The 16,728-nt window shown below is 68.4% G+C and carries 14 protein-coding genes; 7 read left to right on the plus strand and 7 right to left on the minus strand.

The window, feature by feature from the left end; translation table 11 throughout:
* Nucleotides 1-8 precede the first annotated feature (8 nt).
* A complete protein-coding gene (gene dnaB, locus ACFYR0_RS10060) occupies nt 9-1,478 on the minus strand; it encodes a replicative DNA helicase (RefSeq protein ID WP_389324180.1) in 1,470 nt (489 codons plus the stop codon).
* A 458-nt stretch (nt 1,479-1,936) separates the two neighbouring features.
* Between dnaB and ACFYR0_RS10065 the strand changes: the two genes are divergently transcribed.
* Complete coding sequence (locus ACFYR0_RS10065; RefSeq protein WP_389324183.1) at nt 1,937-3,274, plus strand: MATE family efflux transporter; 1,338 nt, start codon at nt 1,937-1,939, stop codon at nt 3,272-3,274.
* 337 nt (nt 3,275-3,611) lie between these two features.
* Here ACFYR0_RS10065 and rplI read toward each other — a convergent pair whose 3' ends face one another.
* From rplI to rpsF, 4 genes are all read right to left on the minus strand, one after another.
* A complete protein-coding gene (gene rplI, locus ACFYR0_RS10070) occupies nt 3,612-4,058 on the minus strand; it encodes a 50S ribosomal protein L9 (protein WP_386377860.1) in 447 nt (148 codons plus the stop codon).
* A gap of 18 nt (nt 4,059-4,076) precedes the next feature.
* Entirely contained in the window at nt 4,077-4,313 is a 237-nt protein-coding gene (rpsR, locus tag ACFYR0_RS10075) for a 30S ribosomal protein S18 (protein WP_003949403.1), read from the minus strand.
* A 57-nt stretch (nt 4,314-4,370) separates the two neighbouring features.
* The gene (locus ACFYR0_RS10080; RefSeq protein ID WP_389324187.1) at nt 4,371-4,964 is read right to left on the minus strand and encodes a single-stranded DNA-binding protein; all 594 of its coding nucleotides are present in this window, start codon (nt 4,962-4,964) and stop codon (nt 4,371-4,373) included.
* A gap of 77 nt (nt 4,965-5,041) precedes the next feature.
* Nucleotides 5,042-5,332 carry a 30S ribosomal protein S6 gene (gene rpsF / locus ACFYR0_RS10085; protein WP_004985983.1) on the minus strand — a complete coding sequence of 97 codons (291 nt, stop codon included), beginning with the start codon at nt 5,330-5,332 and terminating at the stop codon, nt 5,042-5,044.
* A 278-nt stretch (nt 5,333-5,610) separates the two neighbouring features.
* On the opposite strand from rpsF, the gene ACFYR0_RS10090 reads away from it, so the two are divergent.
* From ACFYR0_RS10090 to ACFYR0_RS10100, 3 genes are all read left to right on the plus strand, one after another.
* Nucleotides 5,611-5,922, plus strand: a complete 312-nt coding sequence (locus ACFYR0_RS10090) for a hypothetical protein (protein WP_389324190.1) — start codon at nt 5,611-5,613, stop codon at nt 5,920-5,922.
* Between the two features lie 314 nt (nt 5,923-6,236).
* Nucleotides 6,237-7,358 (plus strand): peptidoglycan bridge formation glycyltransferase FemX, encoded by a 1,122-nt coding sequence (gene femX, locus ACFYR0_RS10095; RefSeq protein ID WP_386377864.1) that lies wholly within the window; start codon nt 6,237-6,239, stop codon nt 7,356-7,358.
* Nucleotides 7,359-7,467: 109 nt separating this feature from the next.
* The gene (locus ACFYR0_RS10100; RefSeq protein ID WP_389324193.1) at nt 7,468-8,499 is read left to right on the plus strand and encodes an alanine racemase; all 1,032 of its coding nucleotides are present in this window, start codon (nt 7,468-7,470) and stop codon (nt 8,497-8,499) included.
* 245 nt (nt 8,500-8,744) lie between these two features.
* Here the strand turns inward: ACFYR0_RS10100 and ACFYR0_RS10105 are convergent, their stop codons facing one another.
* Both ACFYR0_RS10105 and ACFYR0_RS10110 read right to left on the minus strand, forming a co-directional pair.
* On the minus strand, nt 8,745-10,280 hold the full coding sequence (locus ACFYR0_RS10105; RefSeq protein WP_389324196.1) for a glycosyltransferase family 87 protein: 1,536 nt from the start codon (nt 10,278-10,280) through the stop codon (nt 8,745-8,747).
* 128 nt (nt 10,281-10,408) lie between these two features.
* A complete protein-coding gene (locus tag ACFYR0_RS10110) occupies nt 10,409-13,108 on the minus strand; it encodes a transglycosylase domain-containing protein (protein ID WP_389324199.1) in 2,700 nt (899 codons plus the stop codon).
* Between the two features lie 384 nt (nt 13,109-13,492).
* Between ACFYR0_RS10110 and ACFYR0_RS10115 the strand changes: the two genes are divergently transcribed.
* From ACFYR0_RS10115 to ACFYR0_RS10125, 3 genes are all read left to right on the plus strand, one after another.
* Entirely contained in the window at nt 13,493-14,176 is a 684-nt protein-coding gene (locus ACFYR0_RS10115; RefSeq protein ID WP_389324202.1) for a PadR family transcriptional regulator, read from the plus strand.
* 44 nt (nt 14,177-14,220) lie between these two features.
* Nucleotides 14,221-15,303, plus strand: a complete 1,083-nt coding sequence (locus ACFYR0_RS10120; RefSeq protein WP_386377870.1) for an inositol-3-phosphate synthase — start codon at nt 14,221-14,223, stop codon at nt 15,301-15,303.
* An 80-nt stretch (nt 15,304-15,383) separates the two neighbouring features.
* The gene (locus ACFYR0_RS10125; protein WP_389324205.1) at nt 15,384-16,646 is read left to right on the plus strand and encodes an MFS transporter; all 1,263 of its coding nucleotides are present in this window, start codon (nt 15,384-15,386) and stop codon (nt 16,644-16,646) included.
* Nucleotides 16,647-16,728 lie beyond the last annotated feature (82 nt).

The raw sequence follows: 16,728 nt of genomic DNA on the forward strand, positions 1-16,728 counted from the left end.
AACTCCGCTCAGGTCTGCGCCATGTCCACGAAGCGCGAGTAGTGGCCCTGGAAGGCGACCGTGATGGTGGCGGTGGGGCCGTTACGGTGCTTGCCGACGATGATGTCCGCCTCGCCCGCGCGCGGCGACTCCTTCTCGTAGGCGTCCTCGCGGTGCAGCAGGATGACCATGTCGGCGTCCTGCTCGATGGAGCCGGACTCACGCAGGTCGGACACCATCGGCTTCTTGTCCGTGCGCTGCTCGGGACCACGGTTCAGCTGCGAGAGGGCGATCACCGGGACCTCCAGCTCCTTGGCCAGCAGCTTGAGGTTACGGGACATGTCCGAGACCTCCTGCTGACGGCTCTCGGAACGCTTGGAGCCGCCGGCCTGCATCAGCTGGAGGTAGTCGATGATCACGAGCTTGATGTCGCTGCGCTGCTTCAGGCGACGGCACTTCGCGCGGATCTCCATCATCGACAGGTTCGGGGAGTCGTCGATGTAGAGCGGCGCCGAGGACACCTCGGGCATCCGGCGGGCCAGACGGGTCCAGTCCTCGTCGGTCATCGTGCCGGAGCGCATGTGGTGCAGGGCGACGCGGGCCTCGGCGGACAGCAGACGCATCGCGATCTCGTTGCGGCCCATTTCCAGGGAGAAGATGACGCTCGGCAGGTTGTGCTTGATCGACGCCGCGCGGGCGAAGTCCAGCGCGAGCGTGGACTTACCCATGGCGGGACGCGCGGCGATGACGATCATCTGGCCGGGGTGAAGGCCGTTGGTGAGCGAGTCGAGGTCGGTGAAGCCCGTCGGAACACCGGTCATCTCACCGCTGCGCGAGCCGATCGCCTCGATCTCGTCGAGCGCGCCCTCCATGATGTCGCCGAGCGGCAGGTAGTCCTCGCTGGTGCGCTGCTCGGTGACGGCGTAGATCTCCGCCTGGGCTCGGTTGACGATCTCGTCGACGTCGTCGTCGGCCGCGTATCCCATCTGCGTGATGCGGGTGCCGGCCTCGACCAGTCGGCGCAGGACCGCCCGCTCGTGCACGATCTCCGCGTAGTACTCGGCGTTGGCGGCGGTCGGGACGGTCTGGACGAGGGTGTGCAGATACGAGGCACCGCCGACCTTGTTGATCTCGCCGCGCTTGGTGAGCTCGGCGGCGATGGTGATCGGGTCGGCCGGCTCGCCCTTGGCGTAGACGTCGAGGATCGCCTGGTAGATCGTCTCGTGGGCGGGCTTGTAGAAGTCGTGGCCCTTGAGGATCTCGACGACGTCGGCGATGGCGTCCTTGGACAGGAGCATGCCGCCGAGGACGGACTGCTCGGCGTTCAGGTCCTGGGGCGGCACCCGCTCGAAGGCAGGACCTCCCGATCCCTCCCATTCACCGCGGTCGTGCTGCTCGTCGCGACCGCGCGGCGCGTCGCCGCGCCTGCGGGAGGCAGGCAGTCGGTCGCCCGGCCCGCTGTCGGCCCACGGGTCGTCCAAGGGCTCGGAAATGCTCACCGAGCCACCTCCTCCCGTCCGCCGAGCGGACCTCGCCATGCCCTCTTTCTACGGCACGGCACCGACAAAACGAGAAGCCCAACTCCGTTTCTGGCGCGTCGGTTTTGTGTCGTTTGCACGGCCGACGAACGGAGTGGGCGCCGGACCACGGTAGGCCCTCGGGCACCGTCAGCCAATCCGGTTATCCACAGGCCATGTGGACGACCGGCCAGATGCTGTGGAGAACTCCGCGAAACCTGTGCACGACTCGGTGGACAGGCCTGTGAACAAGCCCCCATCAACTCCGCCACCACGGCTCTGACCTGCCGATTTCCCGCCCACCGGCTGTGCAGAAGAAAAACTTTCCCGGTCAGCCCAAGATCAGGTCGAGCACTGTGGGAAAGCACACCCACAGTGACGACAGGTAAGGGTCACTACTCAATTGCATCTCTTACCTGTGGACGATTACATTGGCCTTCATGACCCAGGCTCCCGCGCCCCCCAGGGCCACCCGACGACAGCACGACCGCGAGATACTCGCGCTGGCCGTGCCGGCCTTCGGCGCGCTGGTCGCCGAGCCCCTGTTCCTGATGGCCGACAGCGCGATCGTCGGCCACCTGGGTACCGCCCAGCTCGCCGGCCTCGGAGTCGCCTCGGCCCTGCTCGCGACCGCCGTAAGCGTCTTCGTCTTCCTCGCCTACGCCACCACGGCAGCCGTTGCCCGCCGGGTCGGCGCGGGTGACCTCAAGGCCGCCATTCGTCAGGGCATGGACGGCATCTGGCTGGCACTGCTGCTGGGGGGCGCCGTCATCGCCGTCGTCCTCCCCACGGCGTCACCCCTCGTCGATCTCTTCGGCGCCTCCACGACCGCCGCGCCCCACGCGTCCACCTATCTGATGATCTCCGCCCTGGGCATCCCGGCCATGCTGATCGTGCTGGCCGCGACCGGCGTGCTGCGAGGCCTCCAGGACACCAGGACACCCCTCTACGTCGCCGTGGCCGGCTTCGTCGCCAACGCCGTCCTCAACGCGGCCCTGGTCTACGGCGCCGACCTCGGCATCGCGGGCTCCGCCTGGGGCACCGTCCTCGCCCAGTGGGGCATGGCGGCCGCCTACCTCGCCGTGGTGATCCGAGGAGCGAGGCGGCACGGCGCCTCGCTGCGCCCCGACGCGGCGGGCATCAGATCCTCCGCCCATGCCGGTGTGCCGCTGCTCGTGCGCACGCTCTCGCTGCGGGCGATCCTGATGATCGCAACCGCCGTCGCAGCCCGCCTCGGGGACTCCGACATCGCCGCCCACCAGATCATCGTGTCCCTGTGGGTCCTGCTCGCCTTCGCCCTCGACGCCATCGCCATCGCCGGACAGGCCATCATCGGCCGCTGTCTGGGCGCCGGGGACTCCCAGGGCGCCCGCGACGCCTGCCGCCGCATGGTGCAGTGGGGCATCGGGGTCGGCCTCGTGCTCGGCGTCCTGGTCGTCCTGGCCCGGCCCGTCTTCCTGCCGCTGTTCACCAGCGACCCCGCCGTGACGGACACCGCGCTGCCCGCGCTCGTCATCGTGGCGCTCTCCCAGCCGATCTGCGGTGTGGTCTTCACCCTCGACGGTGTGCTGATGGGCGCCGGAGACGGTCCGTATCTCGCCTGGGCGATGCTGCTGACCCTGGCGGTCTTCGCCCCGGTCGCGCTGCTCGTCCCCGTCCTGGGCGGCGGACTCACCGCGCTGTGGGTCGCGATGACGCTGATGATGACCGTGCGCATGCTGACCCTGTGGCTGCGCGCCCGGTCGGGCCGGTGGATCGTAACTGGCGCGACGCGCTGACCTTCCCGTCGCGGCGTGACGCGCGACCCTGCTGTCCCAGGACGACGCGCTGACCTTCCCGTCCCGGGAGGACGCGCTCACCGTCCCATCCCGGCGCGGCGGCCTGCCACTCCCGGTCGGCGTTTCGCCCGTCGGCCGACGTTTCATGTGAAACATCGGGCTCACCCGGAGATGCCCTGCCCGGCCAGGGATGCCACGGCCGGCCGACCAGACGTGCCATGACCAATGGGGCGCCGCCCATGGCCGACTGGACACCGCGAGGATCACCGCATGCGGAAGGGGCCGCACCCCATCGGGTGCGGCCCCTTCCTTCAGCTGTTCAAGCCGATCGCGGCATTCAGCCCGCGACAACCTCGATGTTGACCTTGGCGGCCACCTCGGGGTGCAGACGCACGGACGTCTCGTGGGCGCCCAGGGTCTTGATCGGCGCACCGAGCTCGATGCGACGCTTGTCGACCTCGGGACCACCGGCGGCCTTGATCGCCGAGGCGACGTCGGCCGGGGTGACGGAGCCGAAGAGACGGCCGGCGTCGCCGGAGCGAACGGCCAGACGGACCTTCACGCCCTCGAGCTGGGCCTTGACAGCGTTGGCCTGCTCGATGGTCTGGATCTCGTGGATCTTGCGAGCGCGACGGATCTGCTCGACGTCCTTCTCGCCGCCCTTGGTCCAGCGGATAGCGAACTTCCGCGGGATCAGGTAGTTGCGAGCGTAACCGTCCTTGACGTCGACGACGTCGCCCGCGGCACCGAGGCCGGAGACCTCGTGGGTGAGGATGATCTTCATGTTTCGGTCACCCTTCCCTTAGCGCGCGGTGGAGGTGTAGGGCAGCAGCGCCATCTCACGGCTGTTCTTCACGGCCGTGGCGACGTCACGCTGGTGCTGGGTGCAGTTGCCGGTCACGCGGCGGGCACGGATCTTGCCGCGGTCGGAAATGAACTTCCGCAGCATGTTCGTGTCCTTGTAGTCCACGTACGTGACCTTGTCCTTGCAGAAAGCGCAGACCTTCTTCTTAGGCTTGCGCACAGGCGGCTTCGCCATGGTGTTTCTCCTGTGTGATCAAGAAGTTTGGGTGCGGCCCGCCCTTGACCCGAGGGTCTAGAAGGGGGGCTCGTCCGAGTAGCCGCCGCCGTTGCCGGAGCCGGAGCCGCCGCCCCAGCCACCGCCGCCGCCCTGGTTGCCACCAGCGGGAGCGCTGGTCGCCCAGGGGTCGTCAGCGGGAGCGCCGCCGCCCTGCTGGCCGCCACCGGGGCCGCCGCCCCAGCCGCCGCCCTGCTGGCCGCCGCCACCGCCGCCGAAGCCGCCGCCACCGCCCTGGCCACCGCGGCCGGCGGTCTTGGTGACCTTGGCCGTGGCGTTGCGCAGGCTGGGCCCGACTTCCTCGACGTCCAGCTCGTAGACCGTGCGCTTGACGCCCTCACGGTCCTCGTAGGACCGCTGCTTCAGCCGGCCCTGCACGATCACGCGCATGCCTCGCTGGAGCGATTCGGCGACGTGCTCCGCCGCCTGGCGCCAGACGGAGCAGGTCAGGAACAGGCTCTCGCCGTCCTTCCACTCGTTCGTCTGGCGGTCGAAGGTGCGGGGAGTGGACGCGACACGGAACTTCGCGACCGCCGCACCGGAGGGGGTGAAGCGCAGCTCGGGGTCATCGACAAGGTTGCCGACGACCGTGATGACGGTCTCGCCTGCCATGGGGGAACCTCTCGGCGGGTTTACTGCTGGCTGCTTGCGGTACTACTCGAAACCCGAGATCAGCTGAGCGGGAGAGCTCAGTGGGTCTCGGGGCGGAGGACCTTGGTCCGGAGGACCGACTCGTTCAGGTTCATCTGGCGGTCGAGCTCCTTGACGACCGCAGGCTCGGCCTGCAGGTCGATGACCGAGTAGATGCCCTCGGGCTTCTTCTTGATCTCGTACGAGAGACGACGACGGCCCCAGGTGTCGACCTTCTCGACCTTTCCGCCGCCGTCACGGACGACAGAAAGGAAGTTCTCGATCAGCGGGGAGACAGCACGCTCCTCGAGATCGGGGTCGAGGATGACCATCACCTCGTAGTGACGCATGTGGAACCCACCTCCTCTGGACTCAGCGGCCACGGTCGTTCCGTGGCAGGAGGGTTGTGATGCGTTGAGCAACAGTGCTCCGCCAGTAAAACAGCCACCACTGACAATCGGGGTTCTCGCGGGGAGACCCCGGTCGGCGGGCTGGGCAGACACCGGTGCAGACGGTACAGAGTACCCGCACAGCGCTTCCGGTTGAAATCCGGCCTCCGGGACCGTCAATCTGTACACGTCGGGTGTGTATGGCGCTACGATGCGCCGCCTTCCGCAGGAGGTGCCCCATGGCACAGGTATTGCGACCCAACACCGGAGTCGGTTCCCTCTTCGCCACGGACGGCAAGTCCCATCCAGTCCAGGACGCCCTGCTCGCGGTGACCCTGGTGCTCGGACTGGTGTCGTTCATCACGGCGCAGTTCCACAGCCTCCATCTGCTGAGCTCCTGGACCGGCCTGGTGGGGATCGGCACCGGCGCCTACGGGCAGTGGATCTCCGAGACCACGCGTGAGCGCTTCGGTCTGATCCTGGGCCTCGGTGCCAGCGGCGTCGGCTTCTTCCTCGGCATGGCCCACGGCGGCCTGTTCGGCGGATTCTGACCGGCACCGCCCTCTCGCGGACCCGACGGGCATCCGCCCGTCGGCCGCCCGGAGGACCTGCCCTCGCGGCCCGACCGGCTCAAGGGGCGGGTCCCTCCGAGGCGGAACTTCGGCCTGCGCGGGCCACGGCATGATCGGTGCGGCGCCCGCTCTCAGGCGGCCCGTAGGGCATGAGCAGGGGACGGACAGGGCCTGCGGCCGGGGCAAAGGTGCCGCACGCCCAGTCGGCCTGCTCGCCGGGCGCAGTAGGCTTCGGCGCGAGAGCCGGAGCCCCTGTACCCATGGGGACACACCAGCCCGAGGAGCGCCCCGACATGAGCCTGACCCTGAGGACCATCAGCCGCGAGCAGCATCTGGCATACATCCAGAGCCTGCCTGCGGCGAGCCACATGCAGGTCCCCGCATGGGCAGACGTCAAGGCCGAGTGGCGCTCGGAGAACCTGGGCTGGTTCGACGACCGGACCGGTGAGCTGGTCGGTGCGGGCCTGGTGCTCTACCGGCAGCTGCCGAAGATCAAGCGCTACCTCGCCTATCTCCCCGAGGGCCCGGTCATCAACTGGTTCGCGCCGAACCTCGACGACTGGATCCAGCCGATGCTGGCCCATCTCAAGCAGCAGGGCGCCTTCTCCGTGAAGATGGGCCCGCCGGTGATCATCCGGCGTTGGGAGGCGGGCTCGATCAAGGCGGGCATCCAGAACCCGGACGTGAAGCGGCTGCGCGACATCGAGGCCGACTTCATCGAGCCGCGTGCCTTCGAGGTGGCCGACAAGCTGCGCCGAATGGGCTGGCAGCAGGGCGAGGACGGCGGCGCCGGCTTCGGCGACGTACAGCCGCGCTACGTCTACCAGGTGCCGCTCGCCAACCGCTCCCTGGAAGAGGTCCACAAGAACTTCAACCAGCTGTGGCGCCGCAACATCAAGAAGGCCGAGAAGGCAGGCGTCGAGGTCGTCCAGGGCGGTTACCACGACCTGGAGGAGTGGCAGCGGCTGTACGAGATCACGGCCGTACGCGACCACTTCCGGCCGCGCCCGCTGTCGTACTTCCAGCGCATGTGGACGGCCCTCAACAACGAGGACCCCAACCGCATGCGGCTGTACTTCGCCCGCCACAACGGTGTGAACCTGTCGGCGGCGACCATGCTGATCGTCGGCGGGCACGTCTGGTACTCCTACGGCGCCTCCGACAACATCGGCCGTGAGGTCCGGCCCTCGAACGCGATGCAGTGGCGGATGCTCCGCGACGCCTACGCGCTCGGCGCGAGCGTCTACGACCTGCGCGGTATCTCCGACTCGCTGGACGAGTCCGACCACCTCTTCGGTCTGATCCAGTTCAAGGTGGGCACGGGCGGCCAGGCCGCCGAGTACCTCGGCGAGTGGGACTTCCCCCTGAACAAGCTGCTCCACAAGGCGCTCGACATCTACATGTCGCGCCGCTGACCGAGCCTTTTCCTGTCGCGTCGCCGACCGCGCGTCACGCCGTTCGGTACCGTCGACAACTCCCTACCTCTGATACACCGCAGCCACGAGAAAGGTTCCGGGTCCCCCCATGGCGCTCACGCTCTACGTCGACACCGCGCGCTGGCGGGCGCACCACAAGCACGTGCAGGAGCAGTTCCCGGGACTCGTCCCGGTCTGCAAGGGCAACGGCTACGGATTCGGGCACGAACGGCTGGCGGAGGAGGCCACGCGGCTCGGCTCCGACGTGCTCGCCGTCGGCACGACGTACGAGGCCGCGCGCATCAAGGACTGGTTCGGGGGTGACCTGCTCGTGCTGACGCCCTACCGGCGCGGCGAGGAGCCGGTGCCGCTGCCGGACCGGGTGATCCGCTCGGTGTCGTCCGTGGACGGCGTGTACGGCCTGGTCGGCGCCCGTGTGGTCATCGAGGTCATGTCCTCGATGAAGCGGCACGGGATCAGCGAGCAGGACCTGCACCAGCTGCACTCCGCCATAGAGAACATCCGTCTCGAAGGCTTCGCCATCCATCTGCCGCTGGACCGCACCGACGGCTCGGACGCCGTCGAGGAGGTCATCGGCTGGATGGACCGGCTGCGCGCGGCCCGGCTGCCGCTGCACACCATGTTCGTCAGCCACCTCAAGGCCGAGGAACTGGTCCGGCTCCAGCAGCAGTTCCCGCAGACCCGGTTCCGTGCCCGCATCGGCACGCGGCTGTGGCTGGGGGACCACGAGGCCACCCAGTACCGGGGCGCGGTCCTGGACGTCACCCAGGTCGCCAAGGGCGACCGCTTCGGCTACCGCCAGCAGAAGGCGGCCTCGGACGGCTTCCTGGTGGTCGTTGCGGGCGGCACGTCGCACGGAGTGGGCCTGGAGGCCCCCAAGGCGCTGCACGGCGTCATGCCGCGCGCCAAGGGCGTCGCCCGCGCCGGCCTCGCCACGGTCAACCGGAACCTTTCTCCGTTCGTCTGGGGCGGCAAGCAGCGCTGGTTCGCCGAGCCGCCGCACATGCAGGTGTCGATCCTGTTCGTGCCCGCGGACGCGCCGGAGCCGAAGGTCGGCGACGAGCTGGTCGCCCATCTGCGGCACACCACCACGCAGTTCGACCGGCTCGTCGACAGCTGAGCCGTACGGGCGGGAGCCCGCCTGGCGGCACGGGACCACCGTCCCGTCGCCACGCGAGCCGCTCCCGCCCAGGCGGAGGGCCGGACACAGACCTTCCACGTCCCCCGCACAGGGCTGGACGCCCCATGTGGAAAGCCCAGCGCAGCGCTTCAGCCCCCACACAGAAGGCCGTACGCGGAACTCCCGCGTACGGCCTTTCCCGTGCGCCCGAGCGTCCGTCCACGGCCCGCTCAAGCCCTGTTCGCTCAGAGCGAACGTTCGTCCGGGAGCCTCTTCGCGGGGCCGTCGGTCCTGTCCGCGGCGGTCCCCTCCGCCGCGCCCCACGCCACCTGAGTCTCGGCGAAGTGTGCCGAGTACCGTGAGGAACGGGCCGCGGCGCCCAGGGCGATGACGTCCGGAGCGCCGTCGAGCACTCCGCCCGAGGGATCGTCGTCGCCGTCCCGGCGCACCACGTCGCGCTCCGGCAGGAAGATGTCGCGGATCACGACGGCGCACAGGTAGACCGTGCCCGCCAGATGCACCCCGATCGCCCAGTGATAGCCGTCGGTCGGCAGACCCTTGTGGGCGTCGCCGCTGGTCGTGTACGCGAGGTACATCCAGATGCCGAGGAAGTAGGCGACCTCGCACGCCTGCCAGATCAGGAAGTCCCGCCACTTGGGCCGGGCCAGCACGGCGAGCGGCACCAGCCACAGCACGTACTGCGGCGAGTAGACCTTGTTGGTGAGGATGAACGCGGCGACCATCAGGAAGGCCAGCTGGGCGAACCGGGGACGGCGCGGCGCCAGTAGCGTGAGGGTGCCGACACCGGCGGCGCACAGCAACACCAGCAGCATCGCCAGGGTGTTGACGGTCTCGGTCTCCAAGGGGTCGTTGGAGTTCTGGGCCAGGATCAGCCAGAAGGAACCGAAGTCGACACCCCGCTCCTGACTGAAACGGTAGAACTTCGACCAGCCGTCGAAGGCGAACAGCATCACCGGCAGGTTCACCACCAGCCAGGCGGCGGCGGTACCGCCGAGTGCCTTGGCGAGGTCGCGCCATCTGGCCGCCCGCACACACAGGACGAACAGTGGCCACAGAAGGAAGACCGGATACAGCTTGGCGGCCGTGGCGAGCCCCAGCAGGACACCGAAGGCCAGTGCACGCCCCCGGGACCACATCAGCATCGCCGCGGCCGTCAGAGCAACCGCCAGCAGGTCCCAGTTGATGGTGGCGGTGAGCGCGAAGGCAGGTGCCAGGGCGACCAGCAGTCCGTCCCAGGGCCGTCGTGCCTGGGTACGCGTGACGCAGACGGCGATGACCGCCGTGCACGCCATCAGCATCCCGGCGTTGACCATCCAGTACCACTGTTCCTGGTCCTGGATGCTGCCCGAGCCGGGCGTGAGCCAGGCGGCGACCTCCATGAACACACCGGTCAGCACCGGGTATTCGAGGTACTCCATGTCGCCGGGCAGCCGGTCGAAGTACGGCACGAGCCCGTCCGCGAAGCCACGCCCGTTGTACAGATGCGGAATGTCGGAGTAGCAGGCGTGCGTGTACTGGGTGCTGGCACCGAAGAACCAGCCGCCGTTGTAGCAGGGTGCCTTCTGCACCAGGCCGAGGGCGAACATACCGATCGCCACGAGCGCGATGATCCGCACGGGGGTCCACCACGACGTCCCCAACAGGGCGTGCCGCCCCAGGGGGCCGCCGATCAGCTCGCTGCCGTTCACCGCGACCGAGTCGGTCCGGGTCGGCGGCACCACGTCGGGCTGGCGAGCTTGCGTTCCTTCTGCACTGGGCATGGGCCACATCCTGCCGTACAAGTCTGGGAAAACGACGAGGGCCGCCGCACCCGGTGGGTACGGCGGCCCGATGTTTCACGTGAAACGCATGGTTTCACGTGAAACACCCATGCCGGGCGGAACGGCTCCTAGCCGGTCGAGCCTCCGAAGAGGCCGCCGCTCCCGTTTCCGTTCCCTCTGGTGTCGTCTGTGGGGGAGGCCGTCGGAGAGGAACTCACCCCGCCGTCCGTACCGCCGGTGTCCGTCCCTCCGACATCGGTGCCCCCAATGTCGGTGCCGCCGGTGGTGGTGTCGTCGCACTTCCACCACTGGGTGCAGGTCTCGGAGGCCGTCGGCGTGGGCGACTTCTCCGGCTTCCCCTTGGTCGGGGTCGGCGTCGGGCTCGGCTCCTCCGTCTCGGACGGCGAGGGAGTGGGCGACGGCGTCGGCTCGGCGTTGACGACCTCACCGATGTCCTCGGGGGTCGGGAACTTCTCCGCCGGCTGGTTCTTGAGCGCCTCGGCCATGTAGTCGTGCCAGATCTCCGACGGGAACGAGGCGCCGTGGATGGACTCCTGGTCACCGGTCCCGTACATCGGAAGGAAGGTACGGTTCTTGATCTTCTCGTCGTCCGGGTACCGGAACATGGTGATCGCGGTGGACAGCTGCGGGGTGTAGCCGACGAACCAGGCGGACTTGTTGTCGTCGGTCGTACCGGTCTTGCCGGCCACATCACGGCCGGGCAGCTGCGCGTTCGTACCCGTGCCCTTCTCGACCACGGTCTTCAGCACGTCCGTGACGTTGTCGGCGACCTTCGAGGTGAAGGCCTGCTTCGTCTGGACCTCGTGCTCGAAGACCGTGCCGTTCTTGCTGGTCACCTTGGTGACTGAGAACGGCTCGCGCTGCTTGCCGCTGGCCGCGAAGGTGGCGTACGAACCCGCCATACGGATCGCGCTGGGGTCGGAGATGCCGATCGAGAACGACGGGAAGCCGGTGCCGGCCAGGCTGCCTTCACGCAGACCCGCGGCCACCGCCGCCTCCTTGACCTTGTCCAGACCGACGTCCATGCCGAGCTGCACGAAGGCGGAGTTGGCCGACTTCTGCATCGCGTAGCGCAGATCGATCATGTACTTCGGGGCGTCACCGAGAGACTCCTTGCCATCGTTCTCCTGGAGCCACTCCTCACCCTTCTCGTTCTGCCAGACCGAGCCGTCGTAGTTCTTGATCTTGAGGTCGTTCTTGCCGCTGTACAGGCTCTTCGGGGAGACGACCGTGCGCTCGTCCTGTGCCTGCGTCTCACCGAGGTCGGGGTCCCGGACGCCCCAGGTCATGGCTGCCGCGAGCACGAACGGCTTGAACGTCGAACCGACCTGGGCACCGGTCTCGTCGGCGTTGTTGGTGAAGTGCTTGGTCGCGTCCACACCGCCGTAGGTGGCCTTGATGGCGCCGGTCGCCGGGTCCACCGAAGCGCCGCCGAACTGGACGTGGGTGTCCTTCGTCGGGCGCTTCTTGGGGTCGATGTTCTCCTTGCTGACCTTCTTGACCGCGGCTTCCAGGGCCTTGACCTTCTTCTTGTCGAAGGTCGTGTAGATCGAGTAACCGCCCTGCTGAAGCAGGTCCTGGTTGATGCCCGTCTCCTTGCTGTGGCTCACGATGTAGCCGTTGGCGAGATCGACGAGGTAACCGATCTGGCCGCTGAGCGCGGTGTTGAAGCGCGGGTTCTGGATCTTGGGCAGGTCGGGGAACTTGTCACGCTCGGCGGGGTCGAGGTGGCCGTACTCGACCATCTTGTCGAGCGTGTCCTGCTGCTGGCGCAGCGCGCGCTTCCTGTTCGCCTCGGGTGTGGCCGCCGAGTCGATGTTCACCGCGCCGGCCGGGTCGAAGTACGTGGCGCCCTTGAGCGTGGACGCCAGGAAGGCGCACTCGCCGGCGTCGAGATCGATGGCGTCCTTGTTGAAGTACGCGCGGGCCGCCGCCTGGATGCCGTAGGCGTTACGGCCGTAGTAGGCGGAGTTGAGGTAGCCCTCCATGATCTTGTCCTTGGAGACCGACGCGCCCACCTTGATGGAGACGAAGAGCTCCTTGAACTTGCGGGAGACAGTCTGCGACTGGTCGTCCAGCATGGCGTTCTTCACGTACTGCTGGGTGATCGTGGAACCGCCCTGGGTGTCGCCACCGCGCGCCATGTTGAACATGGCCCGGGCGATGCCCTTGGGGTCGATGCCACTGTCGGTGCGGAAGGTCTTGTTCTCCTGGGAGATGACCGCGTTCTGCATCTCCTGCGGGATCTGCGCCAGGCTGATGATCTGCCGGTTCGTCTCGCCGCCCGTGGCCACCATCTCGGAGCCGTCGGACCAGTAGTAGACGTTGTTCTGCGCCGTCGCCGTCAGCTGCACGTTCGGGACGCTCACCAGGGCGTAGCCGACGCCCGCGATGGCGACCAGGCTGGCGAGGAAGGCCAGCGACAGGCCGGAGACGAGCTTCCACGACGGCACCCAGCGATGCCAGCCGTACTTGCCGGCCCGCGGGTAGTCGATGATCCGCTTACGGCCGGTGTCCTCGACCCGCCCTCTGCCTCGCCCTGGTCCGCCGGGTCCAGGGGCGGCACGTCGGCCGCCCCGGCCGGGGTCGGGCGCGCGGCGGCGTCCGCCGCCCTGCGTCGCACGACGGGCCGCGGCGCGACCGCCGTACGTGCTCTCCTCGCCTCCCGACCCGTACGCGTCGGAAGGAGACCCGGTGGCGCCTCGCGGTGCCGCCCGGCGGCCGGAGGGCAGGCCGGACTGGCCGCGTCGGGCCGCGGCACGTCCGCCTTCCTGCGGCTGCGGCGGTTTGCGACGGTGCTCGCTCATCGAACGACTACTCCTAGGGCAGGCGCACCTCTGCGCGCCTGGAAACGGCGGCTGGTTTCCGGTCCCCCCGAAGTACGGACACGGTCGGTCCCGCATTCATCCGTACTGCACCGAGGACCACGACGCCCCCCGGCGTCACACGGTTCCCGGCGGTATGCATGCCGCACAGACTACGCACCGTCAAAACCCGCCTAGCCCAGAAGTTCACCCCAAATCAGGCAACTCGGCACCGACGAATCGGCGATGTGACGCCGTTCACCCTTCCCCCTCTTGTCGCATCAGCAAGGCCGTTCTATCGTGCTGATGTATCGAGTCGATACATCAGCACGACATAACGACCGTCACGGACCTCTTCACCGAGGTCGCAGCAGAGGGGAGGCGACGATGAGCCGGCGTTCCGGGATCCTTGAGTTCGCCGTACTCGGCCTGCTCCGCGAATCTCCGATGCACGGCTATGAACTGCGCAAACGACTCAATACGTCACTGGGTGTGTTCCGCGCGTTCAGCTACGGGACGCTCTACCCCTGCCTCAAGACGCTGGTCGCCAACGGCTGGTTGATCGAGGAGCCGGGGAGTGCGCCCGAGGACGCCCTCGCCGCCTCCCTCGCGGGCCGGCGCGCCAAGATCGTCTACCGGTTGACGGCGGAAGGTAAGGAGCACTTCGAGCAGCTGCTGTCGCAGACGGGGCCCGACGCGTACGAGGACGAGCACTTCGCCGCCCGCTTCGCGTTCTTCGGACAGACCTCCCGCGATGTACGCATGCGCGTGCTCGAAGGCCGCCGCAGCCGCCTCGAGGAGCGCCTGGAGAAGATGAGCGCCTCGCTCACACGCACCCGGGAACGCCTCGACGACTACACCCTTGAGCTCCAGCGCCACGGAATGGAGTCCGTGGAGCGCGAAGTGCGCTGGCTGAACGAGCTCATCGAGAGTGAGCGGGCCGGCCGGGACCTTCGTGGTTCCGCCACCGGGGAGCCCGCTCAGCAGGACACCACAACTGGAGCGACGGGCGGCCTGCCCCGGTCCGGGGAAACCCCCCGGCCGGATACGCCCGACGACACCGCCACGTGAAGCTCTTGCAAGGGCTTCACCGAAACACACAGGGAGCAACCGGAATGGGTTCGGTTCGCGTAGCCATCGTCGGCGTGGGCAACTGCGCCGCGTCGCTGGTGCAGGGCGTCGAGTACTACAAGGACGCCGACCCGGCGTCCAAGGTCCCGGGCCTGATGCACGTCCAGTTCGGCGAGTACCACGTCGGCGACGTGGAGTTCGTCGCGGCCTTCGACGTCGACGCGAAGAAGGTCGGCCTCGACCTCGCGGACGCCATCGGCGCCTCCGAGAACAACACCATCAAGATCTGCGACGTGCCGAACTCCGGCGTGACCGTGCAGCGCGGCCACACCCTCGACGGTCTCGGCAAGTACTACCGCCAGACCATCGAGGAGTCCGCCGAGGCTCCGGTCGACGTCGTCCAGATCCTCAAGGACAAGCAGGTCGACGTTCTCGTCTGCTACCTGCCCGTCGGCTCCGAGGACGCGGCGAAGTTCTACGCCCAGTGCGCCATCGACGCCAAGGTCGCCTTCGTCAACGCCCTCCCGGTCTTCATCGCCGGCACCAAGGAGTGGGCGGACAAGTTCACCGAGGCGGGCGTCCCGATCGTCGGTGACGACATCAAGTCGCAGGTCGGCGCCACCATCACGCACCGCGTCATGGCGAAGCTGTTCGAGGACCGTGGTGTGCGCCTGGAGCGCACGATGCAGCTGAACGTCGGCGGCAACATGGACTTCAAGAACATGCTCGAGCGTGACCGCCTCGAGTCCAAGAAGATCTCCAAGACGCAGGCCGTCACCTCTCAGATCCCCGACCGGGACCTCGGCGAGAAGAACGTCCACATCGGCCCGTCCGACTACGTCGCGTGGCTCGACGACCGCAAGTGGGCCTATGTCCGCCTCGAGGGCCGCGCGTTCGGTGACGTCCCGCTGAACCTGGAGTACAAGCTCGAGGTCTGGGACTCCCCGAACTCCGCGGGTGTCATCATCGACGCCCTGCGCGCCGCGAAGATCGCCAAGGACCGCGGCATCGGCGGCCCGATCCTGTCGGCGTCCTCGTACTTCATGAAGTCCCCGCCGGTGCAGTACTTCGACGACGAGGCCCTCGAGAACGTCGAGAAGTTCATCAAGGGCGAGGTCGAGCGCTAAAGACGCTCTTCTCTTCCTGGGCCAGAGGGTCCCCGAGGCATTGCGCCCGGGGACCCTCCCTGTATGTGAGGCTGTGCCTCATGGCCGTCGTACGTGATCTTCGGGTCCTGCTGCGCTTCGGGAACTTCCGGCGCCTGCTCGCCGTACGACTGCTCTCCCAGGGCGCCGACGGCGTCTACCAGGTCGGCCTCGCCACCTACGTCGTCTTCTCCCCGGAGAAGCAGACCTCCGCGGCCGCGATCGCCTCCGCGATGGCCGTGCTGCTGCTCCCCTACTCCCTGGTCGGCCCCTTCGCCGGAGTCCTGCTGGACCGCTGGCGCCGCCGCCAGGTGTTCGTGTACGGCAACGTGCTGCGCGCCGTGCTCGCCACGGGCACCGCGCTGCTGATGGTCAGCCAGGTCCCCGACTGGCTCTTCTACGTCTCCGCTCTGTGCGTCACCGCCGTCAACCGCTTCGTGCTGGCGGGCCTGTCGGCCTCGCTGCCACGGGTCGTGGACAGGGAGCGGCTGGTGATGGCCAACTCCCTGTCCCCGACGGCCGGCACGCTCGCCGCGACCGCGGGCGGGGGCCTCGCCTTCGTGGTGCGGCTGGGGGCCGCCGACTCCGACGCCGTCGTGGTGTTCCTGGGCGCCGCGCTGTATTTGTGCGGGGCGCTCGCCGCGCTGCGCATCCCCCGTGACCTGCTGGGCCCGGACGCCGGCCTGATCCGGCCCGGCCTCGGGGCGGCCCTGTCCGGTACGGCCCGCGACCTGGCCGCCGGCATCCGGCACCTGGCAGCGCCGCCGCGCCGGGAGGCCGCCTGGGCGCTCGGTGCGATGACGCTCATGCGGTTCTGCTACGGCGCCCTGTCGGTGATGGTGCTGATGCTCTGTCGCTACGCCCTGACGTCCAGCACCGACGGCGGGCTCGCCCTGCTCGGAGTGGCGCTCGGCCTGTCCGGGGCCGGCTTCTTCGCGGCGGCGGTGCTGACCCCCTGGGCGGCGGGCCGGCTCGGGGCGGGCCGGTGGATCGCCGTGTGCGCCGCGATCGCCGCCGTGCTGGAACCCGCGCTGGGCCTGCCCTTCGCCACCGGCCCACTGCTCGCGGCCGCCTTCGTCCTGGGGCTCATCACCCAGGGCGCGAAGATCTCCACCGACACCATCGTCCAGTCCTCGGTGGAGGACGGCTTCCGCGGCCGGGTCTTCTCCGTCTACGACGTCCTGTTCAACACCGCCTTCGTCGGGGCGGCGGGAGTGGCCTCCCTGATGCTCCCGCCCGACGGGCGGTCGGTACCCCTGGTGTTCACCGTGGCCGTCATCTACGGCGTCGTTGCGGTGGCTATGGCCCGTTTTGAACGCCGGTGAATGTCACGTACGTGCCACAGAGCCGCTCCCGCCTCCGCCAGTGTCAGAGGGGGCCGCTACCTTACGTGAGTCTTATCCGCTT

The organism is Streptomyces sp. NPDC005017 (genome assembly GCF_042873115.1).
Classification (GTDB): domain Bacteria; phylum Actinomycetota; class Actinomycetes; order Streptomycetales; family Streptomycetaceae; genus Streptomyces.

Bases quoted from the DNA above. Each gene is read 5' to 3' on its own strand.
- ACFYR0_RS10065 (WP_389324183.1), top strand. From the start codon at position 1,937: ATGACCCAGGCTCCCGCGCCCCCCAGGGCCACCCGACGACAGCACGAC.
- rplI (WP_386377860.1), bottom strand. From the start codon at position 4,058: ATGAAGATCATCCTCACCCACGAGGTCTCCGGCCTCGGTGCCGCGGGC.
- rpsR (WP_003949403.1), bottom strand. From the start codon at position 4,313: ATGGCGAAGCCGCCTGTGCGCAAGCCTAAGAAGAAGGTCTGCGCTTTC.
- ACFYR0_RS10080 (WP_389324187.1), bottom strand. From the start codon at position 4,964: ATGGCAGGCGAGACCGTCATCACGGTCGTCGGCAACCTTGTCGATGAC.
- rpsF (WP_004985983.1), bottom strand. From the start codon at position 5,332: ATGCGTCACTACGAGGTGATGGTCATCCTCGACCCCGATCTCGAGGAG.
- ACFYR0_RS10090 (WP_389324190.1), top strand. From the start codon at position 5,611: ATGGCACAGGTATTGCGACCCAACACCGGAGTCGGTTCCCTCTTCGCC.
- femX (WP_386377864.1), top strand. From the start codon at position 6,237: ATGAGCCTGACCCTGAGGACCATCAGCCGCGAGCAGCATCTGGCATAC.
- ACFYR0_RS10100 (WP_389324193.1), top strand. From the start codon at position 7,468: ATGGCGCTCACGCTCTACGTCGACACCGCGCGCTGGCGGGCGCACCAC.
- ACFYR0_RS10105 (WP_389324196.1), bottom strand. From the start codon at position 10,280: ATGCCCAGTGCAGAAGGAACGCAAGCTCGCCAGCCCGACGTGGTGCCG.
- ACFYR0_RS10110 (WP_389324199.1), bottom strand. From the start codon at position 13,108: ATGAGCGAGCACCGTCGCAAACCGCCGCAGCCGCAGGAAGGCGGACGT.
- ACFYR0_RS10115 (WP_389324202.1), top strand. From the start codon at position 13,493: ATGAGCCGGCGTTCCGGGATCCTTGAGTTCGCCGTACTCGGCCTGCTC.
- ACFYR0_RS10120 (WP_386377870.1), top strand. From the start codon at position 14,221: ATGGGTTCGGTTCGCGTAGCCATCGTCGGCGTGGGCAACTGCGCCGCG.
- ACFYR0_RS10125 (WP_389324205.1), top strand. From the start codon at position 15,384: ATGGCCGTCGTACGTGATCTTCGGGTCCTGCTGCGCTTCGGGAACTTC.